Source organism: Leptolyngbya sp. CCNP1308, from assembly GCF_034932455.1.
In the GTDB taxonomy this organism is placed as follows: Bacteria; Cyanobacteriota; Cyanobacteriia; order Phormidesmidales; family Phormidesmidaceae; genus Nodosilinea.
In genome coordinates this window covers 122,677-146,283 of record NZ_JAYGIH010000003.1, presented here as the reverse complement: position 1 = coordinate 146,283, position 23,607 = coordinate 122,677, and the positions used below count along the sequence as shown (strand labels likewise).

Sequence of the window (23,607 nt, the reverse complement as noted above, 5' to 3'; positions counted from 1 at the left end):
CTGACAGACTTAGACGCTCCGTGTATTGTTGATAACGACTACTGCCGAGGTTCTCAAATGGACATATTGGTACAAACCCTCACCACGTTTTTATCGATCTATACGATCCTGCTGATCGTGCGCATTCTTCTGAGCTGGTTTCCCAATGTGGATTGGTTTAGCCCGCCCTTCTCGGTGCTGAGCCAGCTAACTGACCCCTACTTGAACCTGTTTCGCTCGATCATTCCTCCCCTAGGCGGCATTGATCTCTCGCCCATCCTGGCCTTTTTGCTACTGTCGTTTTTGCGGCAGGGGTTGGTTGCGATCGCCGCCGCCACGGCATCCTCCTACGCCTACTTCTAGGCTTCCACTGCCAGCTTCAACTTAAGCCCAACCGCTAGCTCCTCTCCAAACGGCAGGGATTTAGCGGTTGGGCTTATTTGCTTGAAAGGATTGCTGCTCTTCGCGGTGCAGGGGCCAGGGTTCCCTATAATGGGGGCTTGTGACGTTTTGCCATTCACCCCCTAGCTATGTCGTCTGACTCTAACCGCCCAGGCCAAAGCGCCTCCAGCCTTGACGAAATTCGCGCCGCCCGCCTGCAAAAGGTAGAAGACCTCAAGCAGCTCGGCCAAAACCCCTTTGCCTATCGGTGGGATGTCACCCACCACACCGCCGACTTGCAGGCCAAATATGCCGATTTAGAAGCCGGGGCCGAGGTAGATGCGACCGTTTCCCTGGCCGGCAGAATTTTGGCGCGGCGGGTGTTTGGCAAACTGGCCTTCTTCACCCTGCAAGATGAGAGCGGCATCATTCAGCTCTACCTTGAAAAGGCCACCATCCAAGAGCACATGGGCGCGGCGGATGAGCAGGCCTTTGAACACCTGAAGCAGCTCACCGACGTGGGCGACATTCTGGGCGTGCGCGGCACCATCAAGCGCACCGAGAAGGGCGAACTCTCGGTCAAAGTGCAGGAATATGCCTTGCTCACCAAGGCGCTGCTGCCCCTGCCCGACAAGTGGCACGGCCTGACGGATGTGGCCAAGCGCTACCGCCAGCGCTACGTGGATCTTATCGTCAACCCCACCGTGCGCGACACCTTTCGCAAGCGGGCGCTGATTACCTCCGGCATTCGGCGCTATTTGGAAGATCGGGGATTCTTAGAGATCGAAACCCCGGTGCTGCAAAGCGAGGCCGGGGGAGCCGAGGCGCGCCCCTTCGTCACCTACCACAACACCCTGGAGATGGATCTCTACCTACGCATCGCCACTGAGCTGCACCTGAAGCGGCTGGTGGTGGGCGGCTTTGAGCGGGTGTTTGAGATTGGCCGCATCTTTCGCAACGAGGGCGTGTCGACCCGCCACAACCCCGAGTTCACCAGCGTGGAGTTTTACCAGGCCTACGCCGACTACCACGATTTGATGAATCTGACGGAAGACCTGATTGCGACCCTCGCTAAAGACATTCTGGGTACGCTCAAGATTACTTACCAGGGTGTAGATATCGATCTGACCCCGCCCTGGAAGCGGGTGACGATGCACGACCTGGTGCAGGAGCACACTGGGCTAGATTTTCGCCAGTTCACCACTCTTGAAGAAGCCCAGGCGGCGGTGAAGGAGCTCAAACTGCACGGTGCCGACGACTGCGACTCGATTGGCAAACTGCTGAACGAAGTCTTTGAGCAAAAAATTGAAGAAACCCTGATTCAGCCGACGTTTCTGATCGACCACCCGGTCGAAATTTCGCCCCTGTCGAAGCCCCACCGCAGCCGACCTGGGGTGGTAGAGCGATTCGAGCTGTTTGTGGTGGGCCGCGAGACCGCCAACGGCTTTTCGGAGTTGACCGACCCCATCGACCAGCGGCAGCGCTTTGAGCTTCAGGCGGCGCGCAAGGCAGCGGGCGATCTGGAAGCGACCGGGGTGGATGAAGACTTCCTGACGGCGCTGGAGCACGGTATGCCGCCTACCTGTGGTGAAGGCATTGGCATCGATCGCCTGGTGATGCTGCTCACCGATAGCCCCAGCATTCGCGATGTGATCGCATTCCCATTGCTGAAGCCGGAGCGGGAGGAGTAGGGGGAATATGGCCAAAGAACGAAAACAGAAGAGCGAAAAATGAAAAGAATGGCTGATAGGCTTAAATCTTGGCATTTTGGGCTGTTCTAACCCAGATTTCACCTACAGATGCGCTTTAACGAAAAGCTCCCGACCTAGGCCGGGAGCTTTTCAAATATAGGGAGTTCAGCTAGAAAGTGGGGTTCTGTATAGTAAGGGTGCAGTGGGCTTGCCCGGTTACGACGTACCCACGCATAAGATTCCCACGCTGGAGCCCAAATTCCGTAAGGAATTGCTAAAAAATCGAAAACTTTATCGGGTATTTACAGCCAGGGTAAATGTTTTGCTGGTTTGACACTAAGTTGAGCACAACCACGTCTGGGCCTAGATCGGCGCAACTTTGGCACGATGCAGCAGGCGATCGCCCTGACGGTAGCCCACATGGCTCACCCTCACTGGCTGTCCTGGCGACAAAACCCCTGCCTTGGGCTGGTGAATTTGCGGATCGTAGGACACTTCAGCCCCGACCGTTTCTATAGGAGTGACGCCCCAATTCTGCACCAGGGTTTCTACGGGGCGCACCAGAGGGAGCAGTTTTTGGGCGGGAAGATCGGCCTTGTACTGGGCGGCGTGGGCGGCGGTGGGCCACTGCACCAGCCAGGGCTCTAGCTGGGCGATCGCCTCCTGCTGCACCTGCTGGCGCACGGCATCGGCCTGGGTGGTGAGCTGGGTAGTGAGGCGATCGCACTCCTGCCGTAGAGCTTTAATCTGATCTATCAGTTCAGCCCCGGAGCCACCTGTCGGCTGAGGCGCATTGGGCGAGCTAAACCTGTTCACTAATGCCTCTAGCGGCAGTCCCAGGGTTTGGCCGAGGCGTTGCAGCACGTCCAAGCGCAGTCGCCCGACCTGCCCCTGGCGCAGGCTGTCGATCGCTGTGCGGGGCACGCCGCTTGTCTGGCTGAGGGCACGGTAGCTGACAATATTTGCCTGGGCCATCAGCGATCGCAGCGCTGGGCTGTAATCTACCCGGTTAGAACTCGACATTGCCATAGTCCCCCGCTACACCCGCTAATAACTGATGCCGCCCTAAAAGTTGAGGTCTAACTCTTCCGGCGGGCGGTTTTGCAAATCGGGGAGATTGCTACTGGGGGTTGACCCTGGGTCGCGCATGCCTTCGCCTAGGGGATCGCGGGGACGGGCGGTGGGCGAGGGCGTAGGCCTAGGTGCGGGGGCGGTTTGACCACTGCCGCTGGCGGTACCGCCGCCCTGGTTGATAATCACGGGCTGATTGGGCCGGGGGTTGAAGGTTTCAAAGGTGACGGCGCGCACCAGGGGCGGGTTTTGGCCATCGGTAACCCGCAGGGTCACCGTCGTGGTACCCGCCGGGCTAAGGGGCATCGACAGCGACCCCTGGAGGCCCACCGTCCCTGGTGAAGGCAGCAGTTCGACCTTGGCCGTTGATCCGCCCTCGACCCGCCAGGCCACCTGGAATCCGGGGATTTGCTGGCCCGGCTCTACTGGCACCAGATATTTAGGCTGGGCCTCGCGTCCGTTGATGGTGAACGCAGCAATGCGCACCGGGCGGGGCTGAATATTCACCACCTCGCTCTGTTTAGCCGCTGGCAGCTCGCGATCGCCCAGATTCACAGGCACCGGGGTGAGTTCAAACTGGTACTGACCCACCTCCACCATGCCGCTGGGCACCCCCTGGCAAATCAGGCGATCTTGAAGTTGGCAAAAGGGCTGAAGCTCTTCGGGCAGAGACACCTGGGCCGGGCCATCGGGGTTGCGCAGGGTAAACCGCCGCCCCCCTAGGGTGGTGCCATCGGGCCGCTTCACCACCAGCAGCAGGTCTTGCAGACTCTCGGGATTAGTCACAATCCAGCTGACGAGAATGCCAGCTTCGGTAACGGGTGGGGCCAGGGTCGGCGTACTGGCCGAAACTTGAGTACCGGCTTCAGAATAAATCACCTGCTCGGGGGCAAGCTCAACCACGGTGGGCTGGGGCAGGTCGGCCACGGTAACCAGGCTGCTCTCGGCCTGGATAGGCGCTAGATTGAGGCCCATGTCGGGCATCAGAGTCAGCTCAAAGCGGTACTGACCCGGCTCCCGCAGGTCGAGGGGCACCTCGCGACAGGTGAGTAGCCGTCTGGTCAGATCACAGTAGGGCAGTAGGCCAACCGGCAGGCCCTCCGATAGGTCGTAGGTTTCTGGGCCATACACCAGGGTGCCGTCCGGAGCGTAGCCGCGCAGCAGCATGGTCTGCACCTGGCGAGGGTTGCTCACCTGCCAGCTCAGGCGCGGGCTCTCCCCGCGAGCGATCGCATACTCACTCTGGGAGGGCGAAATATCCATTACGTAGGGATGGGGCGGCGTGCGCAAAAAGAGCCACCACAGCAGACCGCCAAGACTGCCCAGGGCACCTATCCCAGCGGCGATCGCTAGCTGGCGCTGCCACCGAGGGCGCGGCCGCGGCCCAGGCATCGGGGCCAGGGTGATGGCTGCCGCCGTTGCCGCACTCTCCACCACTGGGTCGGTCTGGAGTTCTGGCTCCTGCCACTGTTCGATCTGAGACCCTGCCATAGCCGTTGTTTGTCCTCACATTCCAGGGCAGCATAGCGACTTAGCGGTGCCCCTGCCAACTACCCTGGCCTACCAATGCTCTAATGGTGACATTCTATCTATCTCAAGCGGCTATCTATCTCCAGGGTGCTATCTATCTCAAGAAGGAGTTCCAAACCCAAAAACCCGTCGAGACTAGTCCTTATCCTACAAAAGGTTAGAGCCATGACCGAAGACGTGATCGAAGATGTCTTTCCCGAGGCCGATTCTCCCCAAGACATTCAGTGGGTTGCTGACTCAGATGAGCAGCCCACCTTTCCAGAGGGCGCTTGGACCGATAAAACAGCTCTGGTTGAAGCCTTTCTAGAAGGCAGAAAGTGCCAGGTTAAGTTTGAAGGGGTCTACTGGACTGCGGTCGCCGCCTCCCCCGATGTGGCGCTGGGGCTTGGCGATACAGTGGCCGTTCTGGGCCGCGAAGGCAACGAATTAATCGTGCAAAAGCTGCCCGATCGCCAACTGGGCCTTCAGTCGCCCAGTCCCCAGGGCCAAGCACCCCTGCCAGATCCCCTGTTCTAAACCCCTGAGGTCGATGACCTGACCCCAAGCCCCCGTTGGGGTCACCAGAACTGGGGAATACCCATCATCGGCAGGGAGGTTTTTAGTGGGGATACTTTTAGGCTGCGGCCTTAGCCGCGCCCATGCGAATCTCTGAGCAAAACGAGGCCATTTGCACCCCATCCCCGGTCTTGAGCACGCTGGTGCGCATGCGCAGGTTGGGGTTTGCGAACCACAGACGTTCTTCTATCTGCCCGGCATCGGTGGGGGTCACGATGGTCAGCACATCGTCTTCAACCCGGTAGTTGCCCTGGAGCGCAGGCGACGACGATGCAGCCTGCACCAGCGTCCCGGCCCCTGCATCGGTAGGGGTCATAACTACCATCAGGGCGGTGCCCTCGATTTTTTGGGTTTCCCCCTCAATTTGGCTGTCTTGGTGAATCCGCAAGCCGCAGGCAATGTGGCTCGGGTCGTGGCCGAGGGGGGCGCAGGCTTGGGCCAGGTCGCTGTCGGTGGCGGGCAGAAACTCAATCAGCAGATTAGACTGCCCCGCTTGGGAACTCTGACTGGCCAGGTTATGAACGGTGCGCTGCGAAAACCACTTGCCGGACAGGGTTTCAAAAAAGTTCACAATGTCCATGGGAGTAATCTGCGTTTCGACAAATAGTCACAGTCTTTAATTCTAAGGCGAAGCGCTCCTTTTTCTGGGACAGATGCTTGCCGAAGTGGATTACAACAACGCTTATGAGATTGCCAGAAGGGTTAGCATTCTGCTCAATGCGCTGGCTTTAGAGGAGGTTCGCAACCAGCTTTTGTACGGATGAGGAAACGTTTCGAAGACATTTTGTGTACAAATGTTGCGAGAGGAAAAGTGCTGAACCCCTTTTCCCGTAAGAATTTAGAAGCATCACAGAGTGATAAGCTAACGGTTACGCTGAAAGCTGTTTTTAAACGCTGTTCTTGTAAATTGGTGACGCCTTCCATGACCGCAGTGAACCAGGTACCTTTGTTGCTCCGCGCCGCCCGTCATGAGGTGCTAGAGCGTCCCCCGGTGTGGATGATGCGTCAGGCTGGGCGCTATATGCAGGTGTACCGCGATCTGCGCGATAAATATCCGTCCTTTCGCGATCGCTCCGAAAATGCCGATCTAGCGATCGAGATCTCGCTGCAACCCTGGCGCGCCTTCCGCCCCGACGGGGTGATTATGTTCTCGGATATTTTGACGCCGCTGCCGGGCATGGGCATTCCCTTCGACATCGTGGAGAGCAAGGGGCCGATCATCGACCCGCCGATTCGCACCCAGGCGCAGATTGACGCGGTGCACGAGCTAGATCCTGAGACAGCGCTGCCCTACATTCGCACCATTCTGCAAACCCTGCGCAGCGAAGTGGGCAACGACGCTGCGGTGCTGGGCTTTGTGGGCTCTCCCTGGACCCTGGCGGCCTACGCCGTGGAGGGCAAAACCTCTAAGAGCTACACCAACATCAAGGGCATGGCCTTTAGCGAACCGGCGATGCTGCACACCCTGCTGGGCAAGCTGGCCGACAACATTGCCACCTACGTGCGCTATCAGATCGACTGCGGTGCCCAGGTGGTGCAGCTGTTTGACTCCTGGGCCGGGCAGCTCAGCCCGATGGACTACCACACCTTTGCCCTGCCCTACCAGCAGCGGGTGGTGCAGCAGGTGAAGCAGACCCACCCCGATACCCCCCTGATTCTCTACATCAGCGGCAGCGCCGGTGTGTTCGACCTAATGGGCGAGTCTGGCGTGGATATCGTCAGCGTTGACTGGACGATGGATATGGCGGAGGCTCGCCGTCGCCTTGGCCCCAGCATTGGCGTGCAGGGCAATGTTGACCCGGCGATTTTGTTTGGCTCGAAGGAGCTAATTCGCGATCGCATTCTCGACACCATCAAAAAAGCGGGCAATCGCGGCCACATCATGAACCTGGGCCACGGCATTTTGCCCGGTACCCCCGAAGAAAACGCCGCCTACTTCTTTGAAACTGCCAAAAACGTCGATAAGTTGCTGGCGACCGTTTAGGGTCAGGGAGAAGGTTGGAAAGTTAGAAAGTTCGAGCTTGCCAACCTTCTAACCTGTCAACCTTTCAGCCAATCCAGCAAAATCAGGAGCTAGGCTGCAACGGATTTAGAGCCACCCTCTATGCTCTCCCTTACCCAGGGCCATCTGCGTCTGCTGGAGATCTGCCCCCGGCGCTATCAGTACACCTATCTAGAGCATCACACGGTGCCCACAGATCCCGCTGTGCTAGAGCGGCAGCGATGGGGCACTGAGTTTCACCGGGTAATGCAGCAGCGAGATTTGGGGCTACCCGTCGATGATCTGCTGAAAGAAGATGCGGCCCTAGACGCCGCAGTCTGTGGCCTGCTGACTGCTGCACCAGATCTCTTTGTGCCCCAGGGGGATGGCTTTCGCCAGAGCGAGCACCGCCGCACCCTGGCTTTTAATGGCTACACCCTCACCGCCATCTACGACCTGCTGGTAATGGGGCCGACCAGCGGCCAAATTATCGACTGGAAGACCTACCAAAATCCGCCTCAGCAGGCCCAGCTGGCCCGAGAGTGGCAGACTCGCCTGTATCTCTATCTATTGGTTGCAACCAGCCACCTGTCCCCAAACCAGGTGACGATGACCTACTGGTTTGTGGCCCCTCCAGCGGCCCAGGCGGCACCGCCCCCCCCCAGCAGTATTACTTTTGCCTACACCGCTGCCCAGCACCGCCGCACCGAGGCCGATCTACAGCGGCTGACCGACACCCTCACCGCGCTGCTGGCCACCGAGACCGAGCTGCCCAAGGTAGACCCGGCCCTGGGCTACTGTGCTCAGTGCCCCTTTGCGGTGCGCTGCCAACGGTGGTCTGAGCGCTTTGGTCTAGAGGGGGCCATGGTCTTACCGGCGATCGCAGATATTGCCGAGGTGCCTCTGTAAATACTGCTCCAATATGCTCAAACTGATCCCTTGAACTGGTCTGTAACCCAAAGAATCAGCATAGATTCTGGTGTGCCGCATCTTTCTAAAGGCTAAGATCGAGACAATAACAGAATGACCTTGACGATTTTACACTACTCATTCCCAAGGGCATTTCTATGTCGCAGCCCCCTTCTTCTCCGTCTATGGAAGCTCTAGCCGAGCAGCTACAGGTCTGCGAAGCCCGCTACCGCACGCTGTTTGATAATGCTCAGTTAGGCATTGTGCTGACCGATGCCAAGGGCTACTACCTCGATGCCAACGCCAGCGCCTGTCAGCTGTTTGGCTACAGCCGCGACGAGTTTGTTGGGCTGCATGCCTCAGATATCGTGGTGCAAAGCGAGGTATCCCACATCGACTCGGCTCTGGGCGAAATTCAAGATCGCAGCGATCACCACCGCGAGTGGCAGTTTCGCCGCAAAGATGGCACGGTGTTTGTGGCGGAGGTGATCGCCACCCTCATGCCCGACGGCACTCTGATGGGGATGATTCGCGACTTGAGCGATCGCAACGCGGCCCAGACCTACCGCGATCGCATGGCGGCAATCGTCGAATCGACTTCCGATGCCATTATTAGCACCGACCTCAACGGCATCGTCACAAGCTGGAATGCCGGGGCAGAGGTTATCTACGGCTACACCGCCGCCGACATCATTGGCACCCCCGTAACGCGGCTGTACCCAGCGGACAAGCTGAGCGAGGCAACCCTGATTTTGGAGAAGATTCGGCGGGGTGAGCGCATTGAACTGCTAGAGGCCCAGCGGCACCGCAAAGATGGGCAACTGATCTACGTTTCTATTGCCGCATCACCACTGAAGGACAGCCGGGGCAGCATTCTCGGCACCTCGGCCATTGTGCGCGACGTGACGGCGCTGAAGGAGCGCGATCGCGAGATTGCCCGTATGTCTCGGCTCTACGCCGCCCTAAGCCAGATCAACCAGGCCATTGTCTGGACTGCCGACCGCGACGAGCTGTTGCAAAAGGTGTGCCAGGCGCTGGTAGACGACGGCGGCTTCTGCATGGCCTGGATTGGGTGGCACCGCGCCGATACCGACGGGCTGAGACCGGTGGCCGTCTACGGCGACGACGGCAGCCTGCTGCCCAGCCTGATGCTCGCCGAGGATTATCAATACCCCGCCTCTGACCTGTCGGTTAGCTTGGCCGTTATCGCCCTGCGATCGCACCAACCCTATATCTGCAACGACGCCCTCAATGACCCGGCCACCAGCGCCTGGCGCGGCGCGATCGCCCACGGCAAGTTTCGCGCCTCGGCCCACTTTCCGATTTGGCTAGATGAGACCGTGGTGGGGGTGCTCAACGTCTATGCCGAACAGCCCAATGTCTTCTACGACAAAGAGGTTGCCCTGCTCCAAGAGGCCGCTGGCGATCTCTCCTTTGCTCTCAATGCCTTTGCCCGCGACGAGGCCCGCCGCCAGGCGGAGCAATCCCTGCGCGACGAAATGCGCTTCACCGACACGATGATCGAGAGCATGCCCGGCATTCTCTACTTCTACGATACCGAGGGGCATTTTCTGCGCTGGAACCAAAACTTTGAGCGCGTCTCTGGCTACTCCGCCGACGAGATTACCCAAATGCACCCCCTCCATTTCTTTGCGGACGACGATAGAGCAAGATTAGAGCAGCGCATTGGGCAGGTGTTTACCGAGGGCGAGTCTTCCATTGAGGCGGCTTTTGTGTCTAAAGACGGCACTGCCACTCCCTACTTTTTTACTGGGCAGCGGGTGCAGTTTGAAAACTCCTGGTGTCTGGTGGGGGTCGGCATTGATCTTTCGGAGCGGCGGCGGGCCGAAGCGCTGCTAGCCGAAAGCGAGCGCAAGTACCGCGAACTGGTCGAGCACGCCAACAGCATTATTCTGCGATGGAATGCCGAGGGGCGCATTACTTTTCTCAACGGGTATGGCCAGCAGTTCTTTGGCTACAGCGAAGCCGAAATTCTCGGTTGCCACGTAATGGAAACCATTGTGCCGCCCATCGAAAGCAGCGGGCGCGACCTGCAACAGCTGATGAACGCCGTTTGCGCCGACCCTACCGCCTTTGAGCAAAACATCAACGAAAATGTGCGCCGCGATGGCCAGCACGTCTGGGTCGCCTGGACAAACCGCATCGAGCTAGATGCTGACGGCAATGTGGTTGAAATTCTCAGCATCGGCACCGACATGACCGCTCGTCTACAGGCCGAAGCAGAGCGAGAAAAGCGTCACCAGGCCGAGGCTGCCGATCGCATCAAGTCGGCCTTTCTCGCCACCATGAGCCACGAGCTGCGCACCCCCCTCAACTCAATCATTGGCTTTACGGGCATCATCTTGCAGGAGCTGGCCGGGCCGCTCAACGCTGAGCAGAGTAAGCAGCTCGCCATGGTGCGCACTAGCGCCCGCCACCTGCTGGCTCTGGTCAACGACGTGCTGGATATTTCTAAAATCGAGGCGGGGCAGCTGGAGGTTGCCCGCGAGCCCTTTGACCTGCACCAGTCAATTGCCAAGGTGGTGGCGATCGTGCAGCCCCAGGCCGCCGCCAAATCGCTCGATCTGCGCGTTGAAGTCGCCCCCAACCTGGGCGAAGCAGTAGCCGACCAGCGTCGATTTGAGCAGGTCTTGCTCAACCTGCTGAGCAACGCCATCAAATTTACCGACTATGGCGAAGTCACCCTGGTTGCAGAATTAGTCGATGATTACTGGGTGCCTGGGGCAGAGTCAGCGGCGGCGGTTCGCCTGCGGGTTGCTGACACGGGCATGGGCATCCAGACAGAGGATCTGCCCGCCCTGTTTCAACCCTTTCAGCAGATCGACTCGGGACTGGCGCGCAACCACGACGGCACGGGGCTGGGTCTAGCGATCTGCCACCGCCTGGTTGACCTGATGGGAGGCGACATTCAGGCCAAGAGCACCTGGGGGGAAGGCAGCACCTTTACCGTGACGCTGCCGCTGCAAGTACCGGAGACACTATGAAAAAAACGATTCTGCTGATTGAAGACAACCCCCAAAACCGCTATCTGGTGCAGTTTTTGCTGGAGACGCGGGGCTACGAAATTCTTCAGGCAGAAACTGGCCCCCAGGGGCTGAAGATGGCTGCCAACCACCGCCCCGACCTGATCTTGCTCGACATTCAGCTGCCCGGCATGGATGGCCACGCCGTGGCCCACGCCCTGAAGAGCGACCCGCTGCTCAAATCCATCCCCATTGTGGCGGTTACGTCTTACGCCATGGTGGGCGATCGCGAAAAATGTCTCGCCGCCGGGGCTGAGGGCTACATCGAGAAACCCATTGACCCCGAGTCGTTTGGGGACGAGGTAGAGCGGTTTTTGCCCGTCGCTAAAGGAGATGTCGCCCCATGAGCCCGGTGCTAATCGTTGACGACAACGCAGAGAATCTCTACCTGCTGCGCATGCTGCTCCAGGGTCATGGCTACACCGTCGAGGAGGCCCGCCACGGTGCCGAAGCCCTCACTAAAGCCCGGCAGCGGCTCCCCGCACTCATCATCTCCGACCTGCTGATGCCGGTGATGGATGGCTACACCCTGCTGCGCCAGTGGAAGGCCGACGACCGACTCAAGGCGATTCCCTTTATGGTCTACACCGCCACCTACACCGACACTAAAGATCAGCGCCTGGCCCTTGACCTGGGGGCCGATGCCTTTGTGGTAAAGCCCGCTGAGCCCGAGGCTCTGATGACCTCAATTACGGCCCTGCTGGCTTCTCCAGACCCGGCCCAGGCCTCGGTGCGCCTGCCGCAGATCGAAGAAAATACCCAGCTCAAAGACTACAGCGAGACCCTGTTTCGCAAGCTAGAGAAAAAAATCGAGGGCCTACAGCAGACCAATCGACGGCTAGGGGCCGAAATCGCTCAACGCAAGCGCACCGAGGCCGCCCTGCGCGACAGCGAAGCCCGCTACCGGCAGCTGTTTCAAGCTATCACCGACCCACTGTTTGTCTACGATCGCGAAACCCTGGCCTATCTGGCCGTCAACGATGCCGCCGTAGCCCAGTATGGCTACAGCTACGACGAGTTTTTGACCATGACCATTCGAGATGTACGCCCTCCCGAGGATGTGCCCGTCTTACTGAAGATGCTGGCTCAGTCGGGAACATCGCTGGAGCATCGGGGTCTCTGGCGGCATCAGAAAAAAAACGGTGACATTATCAACGTTGAAATTTCTGCCTACGGGCTCACCTTTGCGGGTCGCCCCGCCTGCCTGGTGCAGGCCCGCAACCTGACCGAACAGAAGCGGCTCGAAGAACAGTTTCGCCAGGCCCAAAAAATGGAGGCGATCGGTCGCCTGGCCGGGGGCATTGCCCACGACTTTAACAACCTAATCACGGTGATTAAGGGCTACAGCGAGCTATTGCAGAGCCGCATCGCCACCGATGACCCCGCCAGTGAGCTGCTGGGTGAAATTTACAAAGCGGGCGAGCAGGCCGGAACGCTGACCCGCCAGCTGCTGGCCTTTAGTCGTCAGCAGGTGCTAGCGCCCCAGGTGTTTAACCTCAACACCGTGGTCAGCAATACCGAGACCATGCTGCGTCGCCTGATTGGCGAAGACGTTAGTTTGGTCACCACCCTCAGCTCCACCCTGGGCCAAGTTAAGGCCGACCCCGGCCAAATTGAGCAGGTGTTGATGAACCTGGCGGTTAACGCCCGCGACGCCATGCCCCAGGGCGGTACCCTCACCCTGGCAACCAAGACCGTGCATCTGGATGAGGCCTACTGCCGCACCGTGGCCGACCTCGCCCCCGGCGACTACGTGCGGCTGACAATGCAGGATACCGGCTGCGGCATAGATGCTGCGACCCAGGCCAACATGTTTGAGCCATTTTTTACCACTAAGGCCGTGGGCAAGGGTACCGGCTTGGGTCTGACCACGGTGCACGGCATTGTCAAGCAGTCGGGGGGCCACATTGCGGTGGAGAGCACGGTGGGTCAGGGGACGACGTTTCAGATTTACCTGCCTCGGGTGGCCGAACTGGTGCCCGAGGTGCGATCGCCCGCGCGATCGCGCACCCTACCCCAGGGCAGCGAAACCGTATTGGTGGTCGAAGACGAAGACGCCGTGCGCGCCCTAGAAATTCTCATTTTGCAGCGGTGCGGCTACCGGGTGCTGGAGGCCATTAATGGCAGCGATGCTCTGCACCTCGTCGAGCAAGAGCCGGGGCCGATTCACCTGCTGCTGTCCGATGTGGTGATGCCCCATATGGGGGGCCGCGACCTGGCCGACCAGATTGCCCTAAAACGCCCCGACTGCAAGGTGCTGTTTCTTTCGGGCTACACCGACGATGCCGTGATTCACCACGGCGTGTCTGAGGCGGGCGTGGCCTTTTTGCAAAAGCCCTTTACCCCGGCGGCGCTGGCCCAAAAGGTGCGGCAAGTATTGGATGGGGCAACGGGGTGAGGGAGTGAGGGGGTGAAAAAGCTGTCTGTCTTAATCCTTAAAATCTCCCGTTACACACCGACAAAACCAGGCACAAAACTTCAACAGGTGAATTTTCTAGAACCTGGTTAAACCATGGGTTAGGGTCAGGTTAACCTGAGGTTAGACACAGCTGAGTCGCTTCACATCACGCTCGTCGAGCCTTCAATCGGTAGGTTTTTCTCTACATGCCATCTCACCGTGGCAAGGAGTTTACTATGACCCAAAACGTCCTTTCAGGCCGGCGCAATGTAGCGCTGGTAGGCACCTATTCCAGCGGTAAAACAACTCTGTTAGAAAGCATTTTGTCCGTCACCGGGGCCACGACCCGCAAGGGCAGCGTCGATGAGGGCAATACCCTCGGCGATAGCGCCCCAGAAGCCCGCATCCGCCACATGACCGTAGAACTCAATGCCGCCAGTACTCAGTACGGCGGCATTTGTTTTACGTTTGTAGACTGCCCCGGCTCCGTCGAACTCCAGCAGGAAGCAAACCATGCCCTGATGGGGGTCGATGCGGCGATCGTGGTCTGCGAAGCCGACCCCAACAAAGTGCTGACCCTCTCGCCCCTGCTGCAATTTCTCGACGCCTGGGAAATTCCCCACCTGATCTGGATCAACAAGCTCGATCGCGCCAACGGCACCTTTAGCGAAGTCCTCGCCGCCCTGCGCCAGATCTCCTCCCGCCCGGTGATTCCCCAGCAGTACCCGATTCGCCAAAACCACGACCTGGTGGGCTTTATTGACCTGGTGACCGAGCAGGCTTTCCACTACCACCCCGGTGCCCCCGCCGACCCCGTGCCCCTGCCCGCCTCGCTTCAGGCAGAAGAACAGGCCGCCCGCGCCGAAATGCTTGAAACACTGGCCGACTACGACGATCATCTATTAGAAGAACTGCTGGAGGACATCGCCCCGCCCGAAGAGGAAATCGTCCGTGACCTGAGACTGGATCTGGGGGCCGATCTGATCGTCCCAGTCTTCATTGGTGTAGCCCTCAACGACTACGGCGTGCGGCCTCTGCTCGATGCCCTGGTAAAAGAAGCTCCGGCTCCAGAAGTCACCTGCGAAAAGCGGGGCATTACCTGCGCCACCGATACCGTGGCCCAGGTGCTAAAGACCTACTACACCCCCCAGGGCGGCAAGCTGTCGCTGGTGCGCGTCTGGTGCGGCGAGCTGAAGGATGGCGACAGCCTAAATGGCGATTCCGGAACGGATCGCTCCGCGAATCGCATGGGCGGCCTCTACGACTTGATGGGCAGCCAGCAAACCAGCCTCAGCCGCGCCGAAGCAGGCCGAATTGTGGCGGTGGCCCGGCTGGAGAGTGCTCAAACCGGCGACACCCTCACCACCAGCGGCAACCTCGACACCCTGCTGCCCAAGGCTCCGGTGATCGAGCCGGTCTACGCCCTGGCCATCACCCCGGTCAAGCGCAGCGATGAGGTCAAGCTCAGCGCCGCCCTCACCAAACTGCTGGAAGAAGACCCCTCCCTCTTTTGGGAGCAGCACGGCGACACCCACGAGGTGATTCTCTGGGGCCAGGGAGACGTGCATCTAAATTTGGCGATCGATCGCCTCAGCCGCAAGTACAACCTACCCATGGCCACCCACCTGCCCCAGGTACCCTACAAAGAGACCATTCGTCAGGCCAGAGAAGCTATCCACGGACGCTACAAGCACCAGAGCGGCGGCCACGGCCAGTTCGGCGATGTGTACCTCTCGATTCAACCGCTGCCGCGCGGCGACGGCTTTGCCTTTAGCGATACCATCGTCGGCGGCGTGGTGCCCAAGCAGTACATCCCCAGCGTCGAAACCGGCGTGCGCGAGTACCTCGACCACGGGCCGCTGGGCTTTCCGGTGGTGGATGTGGCGGTGACGCTGACCCATGGCTCGTACCACAACGTCGATAGCTCCGACAATGCCTTTAAGCAGGCGGCCCGCATCGCCATGCAGGAGGGCATGGCCGCCTGTGCCCCCACCCTGCTCGAACCCATCGCCCAGGTCGAAATTTCGGTGCCCAGCGTCTACACCTCCAACGTGCTCAAGCTAATCACCGGGCGGCGCGGCCAAATTCTCGGCTACGAGGGCAAGGCCGACTGGCCAGGATGGGATGTGGTCACCGGGCACCTGCCCCAGGCCGAGATGCAGACCATGATTTTGGAGCTCAGGTCGCTGACCATGGGCGTGGGCTTCTTTAAGTGGACCTACGACCATCTCGACCCGGTGCCCGAGAAGATCACAGAAAGAATATTGGCGAGTGCGGGGGGCGATCGCTAATTTCCCCTCGTCCGCGACCTAAGCCAGCCGAAACCGGGTTTCTCATCATGATGCTCAGAGCTATCTAAGCCATCCCCGAGAAACCCGGTTTCTGTGATAGGGAAGCACGCACCTTATCTAACAACGATGGGGATTGACGCGTTGTACAGCCTTTCTACTCAAGGCGTTTGGCAAACTCAGAGAGCAACGCCGGAAAATCTTCTGGTTGCGGAAACTTGTTAAAGCTATGAACGGCAGGTGTCGTTGCCCACGGCAGCTTTTCGTCTGTGTAGGTCTCGATGAACGGGCTGTAAGACTGGGCATCATCCATCATCGTCGCTCGCACGTTGACAAAGTCATCCATGCCCTCTGGGCGCGTGAACAGCCAGCTCATGCAGTGGGCACAGAAATAATGACGCGTTGCACCCCGCAGCCCACCAATCACAGGTTCTCCCAATGTTACCTTGAACCCACTGCTGGGATGAAGTGTGCTCAAACTAAAGGCGCTTGCAGTCATTTGCTGACACCCCATGCAGTGACACGCCATAGTCATTAAAGGTTCTGAGCTGACTTCAAACTGAACCCGCCCGCATCTACATTGACCTGTTTCGTGAGGTTTATTGTCTGTCATCATCGACTCCTTAGCGCTTGGCTCGACAACAGTGTTCCTTGTTCTAACCCTATAAAGTAACGTCTCTATGCCTGCAATGAGTCGAAAGCAAAAAGCAAACGTTACTGCGAAGTATTGGTTCCAGTTAACAGTAAAGCTCAACGGCGGCAGACAAACTTCGAACTCTCACCAATAACCTTTGTTCCTTCCGTTACAGCGCAGTGTTGGAATGGGATTGAGTACGTCCTTAAAGCACAAGTCTAGCGAAGGGCAATTTGCGCACATAATGACCGATCAAGAAGCATAACGGAATACCAACTAAGGTTACAAAAAAGAACTTGAGTAAAGGAGGAATCAAAACAGGAGCGACTAAAAACTGGACAGCGATAATTACCAAAATGTGAATCAGATAAACCGTATAAGCATTTGCAGATAATATTCGTCCCCATTTTCCTTTCCCATTAACTTGTTCGCGGAAAAATACGAGCAAGCCAATACATAAACCTACGCAGATTGTAGCTTCCCAAGTGCTCCAGACAAGCGATCGCCAATCCCAACCGCCACCTGCAATCAGTCGAGTTGGAAACAACTGATTTCGTGTCAAGGCATAACCATACCGTAACAAAGCTGCTGCCAAACCAATTCCCAACCAGACCCATCCTCGCTGGGTAGGCATCCTGCGAAACCAGTCATGGTGATAAGCAATGATTCCAATCACGAAAAGACTCAGGTACTGAGGCAGATGAGCGATTTCTGTAGGAATGATCCACAGTAACCCCTTCCAGGTATCGATCGGATATTGAATCCGGATGAAAAATGTCACAATTGCTAATGCAGTTAGATACGCCAAAATTAAACCATGCTGAGGATCTGCCATTTTTTGCTGATCCGGCTCAAACATCGCCTTTTGCTTCGTCATTTTACGCCATAGAACATAGCAAACCGCATAAAACAGCAGATGTACAAGGAACCAGAGATGCCCAACCTGGACTTTACCTTGACCTAGATAAACCTCAAAAAAGAATTGACTAAAAGATAGCTCAGTTGATTGAGCAAAGTAAAAGATTGGGGGGAACACTAATAGCGCAAAAACCAAAATTGGAATTCCCAATTGCCAAAAACGCTCTTTTAAGAAAACCTTGGCTCCTTTACGCTCACATGCACTGGGCACGAAGTAGCCAGAAATCAGAAAAAACAATCCCATGAAGAAAGCTGCATTGGTTGCAAAGAACGCCCCCAGAATCTCAGCCTGTTCCGGATTGAAAATTAGCCACATGCCTCCTGTAGGACCATAGGGTTGACCAGCATGATGAGCAATTACTAGCATGATAAGAAACACTCTCAAATTGTCAACAAACCACAAGCGAGAGGATTGAGTGTTCCATCTAGTTTTGGTGTGTTCCATGACACTAGTTGCTGTCGCTTCAACCTGTAAATTTAGCTACTGTAATTAATATACAATCTAGCTTTGAAACTTAACTGAGCGCTAGCGTGCATCTTGTAATTGCTTTGTTCATAACCTCGTAGCTCGGCTTGATCTGCCAGACAAACTTGTTTCAACAGTCCTAAACATAGCTTAAGAAGCCCAACGGCTCCAATCACCGGACACAAACAACCTTTGCAGCTTACCATTGCTTAACATTGTTCCGGTGCATTGCGATTGTTAGCCTGTTTACTGAGATCTTGAAGTTGAGTCATCGACTGGCAACTCCCACCTCGGATTCAGCCGATTAAACGTTTCACGCTGCTGTTTGAGGTCAACTTGCGGTAAGCACTGCTCTACAAGCTCGAATGTTTCCTCCACGAGTTGTCGCAACTCATGAACTCCGCTTACAGCATCAGCTTGAAAAACACGCTCTAGTCGATTGAAAAAACTAGGCGGTTTGATGCTCATTTCTTCAGCCCAATAGCGTGTCCACTTGAAGCCGGGATGATAAATGTGATTTAGCCCAAACAGCAAGTTGAGAAGCCATCGCACAATCATGCACTTGTTCTCGTATAGCATCGGAATTTCAAGGCGTTCGGTCAGAATGTGTTGACCATCAAACGGGCGAAATTTCAGATGCTTCTGAACCATTGCAACAGCAAGTTCTTCAGGATAAGGAGAAAGCCGATTTTGCCACTGTTTGATGATGTCTTCGCCGTAAAGAATAACTGCGTGCTGAAGATTAGACGCTGACGCTTGCTTCTCAAACACAAGCCCATTTTGCGACACATCGTAGCACTCAACAACATCAGTCACAATCCTGTCCATTGCATGTCGTGCCCAATGACCCGCTTCGACTTTCATGCCGTATAGATAGAACTGCTCTAACCATGCTTCTTTTGCTTCCTCATGCGGCTCAATCTCCCATCCTTTAACACCAACATTTTGGGCTGTAGTTTGTAATTCTTCAGCAGACGGCAATTTTGACCAAATGAAAGCTAACTCAAGGTCAGAATACTGATCTGAAATCCCTAATGCTGCCGAGCCAAACACAAAACACGCTTCAACTTCAGGGTTAGCCGTGAAAGCAGGAGCGATTTTGTGAGCCAAAGAAATTCGCCATACGCTGTGTTCAGTCATGTTGAGGATTCATAGTCTCTTTACCGCAACAATGTAGCGCAGCAGGCTAACTATGTATTAAGCGTCAAAACTGCTGGATAAGCCCCTGATTTTGGGGTATTATCGGCCACCTTTGAGGGTTAACTTCTGAGTTTAGAGGTTTTATCCATCAATTATGCTGGATAAGATCTCTCGCTGGGTGCTTATCCAGCAGCTTTTGGGTTTGAATCTACAAGAGCATCTGCGCCCCCGATCGCTCCTCCACGGTTGACGGGGAGCTTTTGTACCATTACTCTCCTACGTTAAGCCGTTCGCGCAGAGCGGTCGTCATACAGAACTCGAAAACTTTGGCGCTGCCGGAAGGTGCTACCAACACCAACCGACAGCTCACCCCGCAAATCTCTGAGGCAGATTGCGAGGCTAGGGAGATCGTACCCTAGTCACTCCAGTTTGCACGTCAACTGCGGGTGGCTAGGGTTTTCGTGTTCTGTTTTCTTCCCATCACTAAAAGGAAACAGAACCGATGTTTAAATATCAAGAGCCAGCAGCCAGCGACAACTAAGAGACTCAAGGGACCGGGTCCCTACCGCTTTCATCAGAGATTGGAGGGCAAGGCAAAGGAACCCGGTCCCAGCCTCGCTCCTTAAACCCTGAAAAGGTGCGCCACATGCTCTTTGGCAGTTTGGCAGGCATAGACCGCACCATCAAAATCCTCCACACCCTGGGCTACGCCGACCCCAACGACTGGAGCGACCCCATCCCCGCGCCGCCCAGCGGTGCTGTTGGCGCAGCCTCTCCGGAGGGGATGTCGTGGATGGCGATACTGACTAAGACCCTGCTGATTGAGTAGTTTCTTGCCAAGAAACCGTGTGCCCGCTGCTTGTAGCACAGTTTTGGAACAAACAGCAGGCACACGGTTTCTAATTGCAAATTGGCACAGCAATGAAGCTTACAGTACCTTCAATGTATTAAGCACAGGCCCCAATACATTAAACTGGCACAGCAATAAAGCTTACTCATGTGCCAGTTTATTAGTTGCAGCCCTCAATGAAGCTTATTGGCACAGCAGTGAAGCTTATTGCGTCGTCAATGTATTGGTTGCAGCCCTCAATGAAGCTTACTGGCCCAGCAGTATGGCAACTGCGCCCCACAGCTTCGCTCTGATGAGTCTAAACGTCAACCAGCATCTTCCATGACCCAACCGCCCCTCCGCATCATCTCCCTCATCCCCAGCGCCACCGAGATTGTCTGTAGCCTAGGGCTGGAGGAATTCTTAGTAGGCCGCAGCCATGAGTGCGACTTTCCGCCCGCCGTCAAGGCTCTGCCCGTCTGCACTGCGCCCAAGTTCAACCCCGAGGGCACCAGCGGCGAAATTCACCAGCGGGTGAGCGACCTGCTCACCTCGGCCCTCAGCGTCTACCGGGTCGATATCGAAATGCTAGAAGCGCTACAGCCCACCCACATCATCACCCAGGCCCAGTGCGAAGTCTGCGCCGTCAGCCTAGGGGATGTAGAAGCCGCCTTGGCCGAACTCACCCAGGGCCAGCCTCAGCTAATTTCGCTTTCTCCCAACCGCCTGGCCGACGTTTGGGACGACATCTATAAAACTGGGGTGGCCCTGCTGGGGAAGGCGGGGCAAGCTCAGGGAGAAGCAGTTTTGGCTGGGCTCAAACAGCGGGTGCAAACCTGTCGCGATCGCACCATCAACCTCCCCTCCCCCACCGTCGCCTGCATCGAGTGGACCGAGCCGCTGATGGCCGCTGGCAACTGGGTGCCCGAACTGGTGGATATGGCGGGGGGCAAATCGCTGTTTGGCCAGGTTGGCCAACATTCCCCCTGGATGGCTTGGGGCGACTTGGTTGCCGCTGACCCCGAGGTGATTGTGATAATGCCCTGCGGCTACGACCTGGCCGTGACCCGACGCGAGAGTGCGGCGCTGACCGCCCATCCTCAATGGTCGCAGCTCAAAGCGGTAAAAACTGGCCGAGTCTACCTGACCGATGGCAACCAGTACTTCAACCGCCCTGGCCCTCGCCTGGTCGATTCTTTAGAGATTTTGGCGGAAATTTTTTACCCAGAGCGAGTTGCCTATGGCTACCAAGGCCAGGGTTGGCAGCCCTTTAGCTCTGGGCCTGATTAGATTTTCTGCGTGAAGTTTAACAGAGCACTAGCTACGCTGACGCTTTTGTAGCGCCTCTAGCATCTGCTGCTTAACGGCTTCAGCCCAGAGGCTAAAGTCTTCTCGGTTTTCTAGCGCATTGCGAGCCGAGGACGAGAGAGCAGAGGCAGATTGCGATGTTTTTGTTTTCAAGGTAGCCATGTCGCTATATCAGAGTTTCTAATATCTCTGATATAACAAATTTGCTTGGGCTCTAGCTACGGCATTATGCGCCCCTTGCATCGACCTGGCAAAGACCTGCATATTGCCCGGCGATCGCGCAGCGTTCCCTTTGGAAATCGCCCTAGGTTTGTGTTGATTCCCTTAGAATTTTTCGGCTTCTGCGAGGGCCATGGCCCTGTTGGCGGCATAGGTCTGCACCCGATCTTGGGCCACGGGATAGCGCTCATCTTCGGGGGGCACCTCAGACATGAGATCTGCCGCTCGCTGCCAGCGCACCGCCAAATCAAGCCATTCGGCGGCGGTGGAGGCCGATTTACCGTCTTCTACCGACTGCTGAGCAATGCGCACCGCCAACACGAAGGGATCTTGCCCCGTTGGTGCAGCGGGAGCCGGGGCCGGGGGCGGTTCGCTGGTGGCAGTGTCTTGAGAGCCCAACCTCAGCTCAACACCCAGCCAGTCTTTGGTCGCCCAACCCACCAGCAGCAGCAGCAGCGCCAGACTGGCTCCGCCAATTAACCCGCGCCAAAAGGCGCTGCGGCTCGAAGCCGGCTTTTTTTGGTAAACATCGTCTAAGAATGGGTTGCGCTGGCGGGGGGCGCGCAGGTCACGCCACAGCCGAGCTGCCGGGTTAGGCTGCTTGAGCACGATCGGCTCTGACCACAGCAGGCTATTTTTGGTGCCGCGCTTGATTTCGTCGAGCCACAGCAGCTGCTGCTCCTGCACAATGCGGCTGTTGATATTGACCTTGTTAATGCCCCGAGGGCTGATCGACTCCAGCACGTGGCGCACTTGGTCAACCACCGTCTCCCGAGGCAGGGCATCGGCGGTGGGCGCTTCTACGAGCAGCTGCAAAATACCGCTGTCTTGAATGGCGCGGGTGCGAATGCCTTCGTCAGCAAAGTGCTCATTCAAAATTTGAATGATGGCGGCTACACTCCCCTGACGGGCCTGGAAGTCAATGTCGTCAATGGTTGGATGCATGGCTCAAGGCTGCCGCACGCCACAGAATTCCGCAGCATAACGCAGGTATAAACGGCTGATCTCGAAATTATATCAACCGCTGTCCAACCTGGAACGTTCTGAGTAAATCCTCAGGATCCTGAGGGTCGGCTTTATGGGGCTAGAAGGCCGATTTCTGGGGGCTGGCGGAGCCTTGAAACCAGTCTAAAGGAGATGCTGAAAGCGATCCTCGGCACCCAGCTGTTTGACAACCGCTTTGATGTCTTGGGTGCGGTCTTTACGGACGATCAGAGTGGCGTTGCCGTCGCGCACGATCACCACGTCCTCTAGGCCAATAGTGACGACGACCTCGTCGGGGTTGGCGGAGTAGACAATGCTGCCTTCGGTATCGAGGGCGACGTGGGTGGCCAGATCGACGTTCTTCTCGCCGGGCTGTTTGAGCAGCCGCTCTACGGCGTTCCAGTCGCCCAGGTCATCCCAGCCAAAGGTGACGGGCATAACCTGAGCGCGATCGGTGTGCTCCATCACGGCGTAGTCGATGCTGAGCTTATCGAGGCTGGGATAAGCGTCAACCCCTTGGGCAATCAGCGCCTGCATGAGGTCGGGGGCGTGGGTTTTGAGCTCGTTTACCATTACCCCGGCAGGGAAGATGAACATGCCGCTGTTCCAGCTGAAGCGACCGCTGTCGATGAAGGTTTGGGCGGTGGGGGCGTCGGGTTTTTCGGTGAAACGGCTGACGGTGTAGGCGCTGAGGCTGCCGTAGGTGCCGGTGGGTTCCCCCTGCTCGATGTAGCCGTAGCCGGTGGCGGGGTAGGTGGGGGCAATGCCCAGGGTGGCGATCGCCCCCTGGCTCGCGGCCAGCTCTGCCGCCGCTGCCAGGGTCTGGCAAAACGCTGCTTCGTCGGCAATCCAGTGGTCGGCGGGGAAGAACCCTACCAGAGCGTCATCGCCATAGCGTTGGGCGACTTCTAGGGTGCCCCAGGCCACCGCCGGGGCGGTGTCGCGACCCATCGGCTCGACCAGCAGGTTGGCTTCGGGCAGCTCTGGCAGCTGCTCGCGCACGCGATCGGCCAGGTGGGCAGCGGTAATCACCCACATGTTTTCCCAGCCTTCGGCCAGGGGCAGCAGGCGATCGGCGGTGGCCTGCAGCAGGCTGCGATCGCTGCCGTCTAGGCACAAAAACTGCTTCGGGCGCGCCAGGCGGCTCACCGGCCAAAACCGCTCGCCTTTACCCCCCGCCAAAATAATAGGAATTAGCGCCGCCATAGAAATTTTCCCTAGATTTTTAAGTCATAACGGCGGCCCGGCAGGCCACCTCCATAAGTGGCTCAATCCTATCCTT

21 protein-coding genes are annotated in these 23,607 nt (G+C 57.3%); 12 read left to right on the top strand and 9 right to left on the bottom strand.

All coding sequences use genetic code 11. The features are described from left to right. Nucleotides 1–57 precede the first annotated feature (57 nt). Together VB780_RS02780 and lysS are read left to right on the top strand one after the other, a co-directional pair. A complete protein-coding gene (locus VB780_RS02780) occupies nt 58–342 on the top strand; it encodes a YggT family protein (RefSeq protein WP_317035063.1) in 285 nt (94 codons plus the stop codon). Between the two features lie 167 nt (nt 343–509). Further along, nucleotides 510–2,051 carry a lysine--tRNA ligase gene (lysS, locus tag VB780_RS02775; protein ID WP_323349611.1) on the top strand — a complete coding sequence of 514 codons (1,542 nt, stop codon included), beginning with the start codon at nt 510–512 and terminating at the stop codon, nt 2,049–2,051. A 363-nt stretch (nt 2,052–2,414) separates the two neighbouring features. Here the strand turns inward: lysS and VB780_RS02770 are convergent, their stop codons facing one another. Then, on the bottom strand, nt 2,415–3,074 hold the full coding sequence (locus VB780_RS02770; protein ID WP_323349610.1) for a helix-turn-helix domain-containing protein: 660 nt from the start codon (nt 3,072–3,074) through the stop codon (nt 2,415–2,417). 42 nt (nt 3,075–3,116) lie between these two features. After that, complete coding sequence (locus VB780_RS02765) at nt 3,117–4,613, bottom strand: hypothetical protein (protein ID WP_323349609.1); 1,497 nt, start codon at nt 4,611–4,613, stop codon at nt 3,117–3,119. Between the two features lie 204 nt (nt 4,614–4,817). On the opposite strand from VB780_RS02765, the gene VB780_RS02760 reads away from it, so the two are divergent. After that, on the top strand, nt 4,818–5,168 hold the full coding sequence (locus VB780_RS02760) for an NfeD family protein (protein ID WP_323349608.1): 351 nt from the start codon (nt 4,818–4,820) through the stop codon (nt 5,166–5,168). Between the two features lie 97 nt (nt 5,169–5,265). Here the strand turns inward: VB780_RS02760 and VB780_RS02755 are convergent, their stop codons facing one another. Beyond that, on the bottom strand, nt 5,266–5,787 hold the full coding sequence (locus tag VB780_RS02755) for a phycobiliprotein lyase (RefSeq protein ID WP_323349607.1): 522 nt from the start codon (nt 5,785–5,787) through the stop codon (nt 5,266–5,268). Nucleotides 5,788–6,129: 342 nt separating this feature from the next. Between VB780_RS02755 and hemE the strand changes: the two genes are divergently transcribed. From hemE to VB780_RS02725, 6 genes are all read left to right on the top strand, one after another. Continuing rightward, the gene (hemE, locus tag VB780_RS02750) at nt 6,130–7,191 is read left to right on the top strand and encodes a uroporphyrinogen decarboxylase (RefSeq protein ID WP_323349606.1); all 1,062 of its coding nucleotides are present in this window, start codon (nt 6,130–6,132) and stop codon (nt 7,189–7,191) included. 120 nt (nt 7,192–7,311) lie between these two features. Beyond that, on the top strand, nt 7,312–8,097 hold the full coding sequence (locus VB780_RS02745; RefSeq protein ID WP_323349605.1) for a PD-(D/E)XK nuclease family protein: 786 nt from the start codon (nt 7,312–7,314) through the stop codon (nt 8,095–8,097). A gap of 158 nt (nt 8,098–8,255) precedes the next feature. After that, a complete protein-coding gene (locus tag VB780_RS02740; RefSeq protein WP_323349604.1) occupies nt 8,256–11,102 on the top strand; it encodes a PAS domain S-box protein in 2,847 nt (948 codons plus the stop codon). Then, nucleotides 11,099–11,488, top strand: coding sequence for a response regulator (locus tag VB780_RS02735; protein WP_323349603.1), 390 nt, complete (start codon nt 11,099–11,101; stop codon nt 11,486–11,488). Before VB780_RS02740 ends, VB780_RS02735 begins: the two co-directional genes overlap by 4 nt. After that, entirely contained in the window at nt 11,485–13,539 is a 2,055-nt protein-coding gene (locus VB780_RS02730; RefSeq protein ID WP_323349602.1) for a response regulator, read from the top strand. Before VB780_RS02735 ends, VB780_RS02730 begins: the two co-directional genes overlap by 4 nt. 236 nt (nt 13,540–13,775) lie before the next feature. Further along, nucleotides 13,776–15,830: an elongation factor G gene (locus tag VB780_RS02725; protein ID WP_323349601.1), complete on the top strand. Its 2,055-nt coding sequence runs from the start codon at nt 13,776–13,778 to the stop codon at nt 15,828–15,830. Between the two features lie 154 nt (nt 15,831–15,984). Here VB780_RS02725 and VB780_RS02720 read toward each other — a convergent pair whose 3' ends face one another. From VB780_RS02720 to VB780_RS02710, 3 genes are all read right to left on the bottom strand, one after another. Then, nucleotides 15,985–16,341 (bottom strand): GFA family protein, encoded by a 357-nt coding sequence (locus VB780_RS02720; RefSeq protein ID WP_323349600.1) that lies wholly within the window; start codon nt 16,339–16,341, stop codon nt 15,985–15,987. A 325-nt stretch (nt 16,342–16,666) separates the two neighbouring features. Then, nucleotides 16,667–17,824 (bottom strand): acyltransferase family protein, encoded by a 1,158-nt coding sequence (locus tag VB780_RS02715; protein WP_323349599.1) that lies wholly within the window; start codon nt 17,822–17,824, stop codon nt 16,667–16,669. Between the two features lie 267 nt (nt 17,825–18,091). Beyond that, entirely contained in the window at nt 18,092–18,985 is an 894-nt protein-coding gene (locus VB780_RS02710) for a DUF4037 domain-containing protein (RefSeq protein ID WP_323349598.1), read from the bottom strand. Nucleotides 18,986–19,631: 646 nt separating this feature from the next. Between VB780_RS02710 and VB780_RS02705 the strand changes: the two genes are divergently transcribed. Genes VB780_RS02705 through VB780_RS02695 form a run of 3 tightly spaced genes read left to right on the top strand, consistent with a single transcriptional unit; the run spans nt 19,632 to nt 21,104 of the window. Beyond that, the gene (locus VB780_RS02705; protein WP_323349597.1) at nt 19,632–19,814 is read left to right on the top strand and encodes a hypothetical protein; all 183 of its coding nucleotides are present in this window, start codon (nt 19,632–19,634) and stop codon (nt 19,812–19,814) included. A gap of 43 nt (nt 19,815–19,857) precedes the next feature. After that, on the top strand, nt 19,858–20,160 hold the full coding sequence (locus VB780_RS02700; protein ID WP_323349596.1) for a hypothetical protein: 303 nt from the start codon (nt 19,858–19,860) through the stop codon (nt 20,158–20,160). Beyond that, nucleotides 20,157–21,104 (top strand): cobalamin-binding protein, encoded by a 948-nt coding sequence (locus tag VB780_RS02695; RefSeq protein WP_323349595.1) that lies wholly within the window; start codon nt 20,157–20,159, stop codon nt 21,102–21,104. Before VB780_RS02700 ends, VB780_RS02695 begins: the two co-directional genes overlap by 4 nt. Before the next feature lie 27 nt (nt 21,105–21,131). On the opposite strand, the gene VB780_RS02690 is transcribed toward VB780_RS02695, so the two are convergent. From VB780_RS02690 to VB780_RS02680, 3 genes are all read right to left on the bottom strand, one after another. After that, entirely contained in the window at nt 21,132–21,284 is a 153-nt protein-coding gene (locus VB780_RS02690) for a hypothetical protein (RefSeq protein WP_323349594.1), read from the bottom strand. 162 nt (nt 21,285–21,446) lie between these two features. Continuing rightward, a complete protein-coding gene (locus VB780_RS02685) occupies nt 21,447–22,286 on the bottom strand; it encodes a hypothetical protein (RefSeq protein ID WP_323349593.1) in 840 nt (279 codons plus the stop codon). Nucleotides 22,287–22,469: 183 nt separating this feature from the next. Next, the gene (locus VB780_RS02680) at nt 22,470–23,531 is read right to left on the bottom strand and encodes a mannose-1-phosphate guanylyltransferase (RefSeq protein ID WP_323349592.1); all 1,062 of its coding nucleotides are present in this window, start codon (nt 23,529–23,531) and stop codon (nt 22,470–22,472) included. Nucleotides 23,532–23,607: the final 76 nt, after the last annotated feature.

What these genes read in the sequence shown, in the direction of transcription:
- VB780_RS02705 (WP_323349597.1), top strand. Translation starts at nt 19,632, where the DNA reads ATGCTCTTTGGCAGTTTGGCAGGCATAGACCGCACCATCAAAATCCTC.
- VB780_RS02770 (WP_323349610.1), bottom strand. Translation starts at nt 3,074, where the DNA reads ATGTCGAGTTCTAACCGGGTAGATTACAGCCCAGCGCTGCGATCGCTG.
- VB780_RS02685 (WP_323349593.1), bottom strand. Translation starts at nt 22,286, where the DNA reads ATGCATCCAACCATTGACGACATTGACTTCCAGGCCCGTCAGGGGAGT.
- VB780_RS02760 (WP_323349608.1), top strand. Translation starts at nt 4,818, where the DNA reads ATGACCGAAGACGTGATCGAAGATGTCTTTCCCGAGGCCGATTCTCCC.
- VB780_RS02730 (WP_323349602.1), top strand. Translation starts at nt 11,485, where the DNA reads ATGAGCCCGGTGCTAATCGTTGACGACAACGCAGAGAATCTCTACCTG.
- hemE (WP_323349606.1), top strand. Translation starts at nt 6,130, where the DNA reads ATGACCGCAGTGAACCAGGTACCTTTGTTGCTCCGCGCCGCCCGTCAT.
- lysS (WP_323349611.1), top strand. Translation starts at nt 510, where the DNA reads ATGTCGTCTGACTCTAACCGCCCAGGCCAAAGCGCCTCCAGCCTTGAC.
- VB780_RS02695 (WP_323349595.1), top strand. Translation starts at nt 20,157, where the DNA reads ATGACCCAACCGCCCCTCCGCATCATCTCCCTCATCCCCAGCGCCACC.
- VB780_RS02780 (WP_317035063.1), top strand. Translation starts at nt 58, where the DNA reads ATGGACATATTGGTACAAACCCTCACCACGTTTTTATCGATCTATACG.
- VB780_RS02740 (WP_323349604.1), top strand. Translation starts at nt 8,256, where the DNA reads ATGTCGCAGCCCCCTTCTTCTCCGTCTATGGAAGCTCTAGCCGAGCAG.
- VB780_RS02680 (WP_323349592.1), bottom strand. Translation starts at nt 23,531, where the DNA reads ATGGCGGCGCTAATTCCTATTATTTTGGCGGGGGGTAAAGGCGAGCGG.
- VB780_RS02710 (WP_323349598.1), bottom strand. Translation starts at nt 18,985, where the DNA reads ATGACTGAACACAGCGTATGGCGAATTTCTTTGGCTCACAAAATCGCT.
- VB780_RS02755 (WP_323349607.1), bottom strand. Translation starts at nt 5,787, where the DNA reads ATGGACATTGTGAACTTTTTTGAAACCCTGTCCGGCAAGTGGTTTTCG.
- VB780_RS02720 (WP_323349600.1), bottom strand. Translation starts at nt 16,341, where the DNA reads ATGGGGTGTCAGCAAATGACTGCAAGCGCCTTTAGTTTGAGCACACTT.
- VB780_RS02745 (WP_323349605.1), top strand. Translation starts at nt 7,312, where the DNA reads ATGCTCTCCCTTACCCAGGGCCATCTGCGTCTGCTGGAGATCTGCCCC.
- VB780_RS02735 (WP_323349603.1), top strand. Translation starts at nt 11,099, where the DNA reads ATGAAAAAAACGATTCTGCTGATTGAAGACAACCCCCAAAACCGCTAT.
- VB780_RS02690 (WP_323349594.1), bottom strand. Translation starts at nt 21,284, where the DNA reads ATGGCTACCTTGAAAACAAAAACATCGCAATCTGCCTCTGCTCTCTCG.
- VB780_RS02725 (WP_323349601.1), top strand. Translation starts at nt 13,776, where the DNA reads ATGACCCAAAACGTCCTTTCAGGCCGGCGCAATGTAGCGCTGGTAGGC.
- VB780_RS02765 (WP_323349609.1), bottom strand. Translation starts at nt 4,613, where the DNA reads ATGGCAGGGTCTCAGATCGAACAGTGGCAGGAGCCAGAACTCCAGACC.
- VB780_RS02715 (WP_323349599.1), bottom strand. Translation starts at nt 17,824, where the DNA reads ATGGAACACACCAAAACTAGATGGAACACTCAATCCTCTCGCTTGTGG.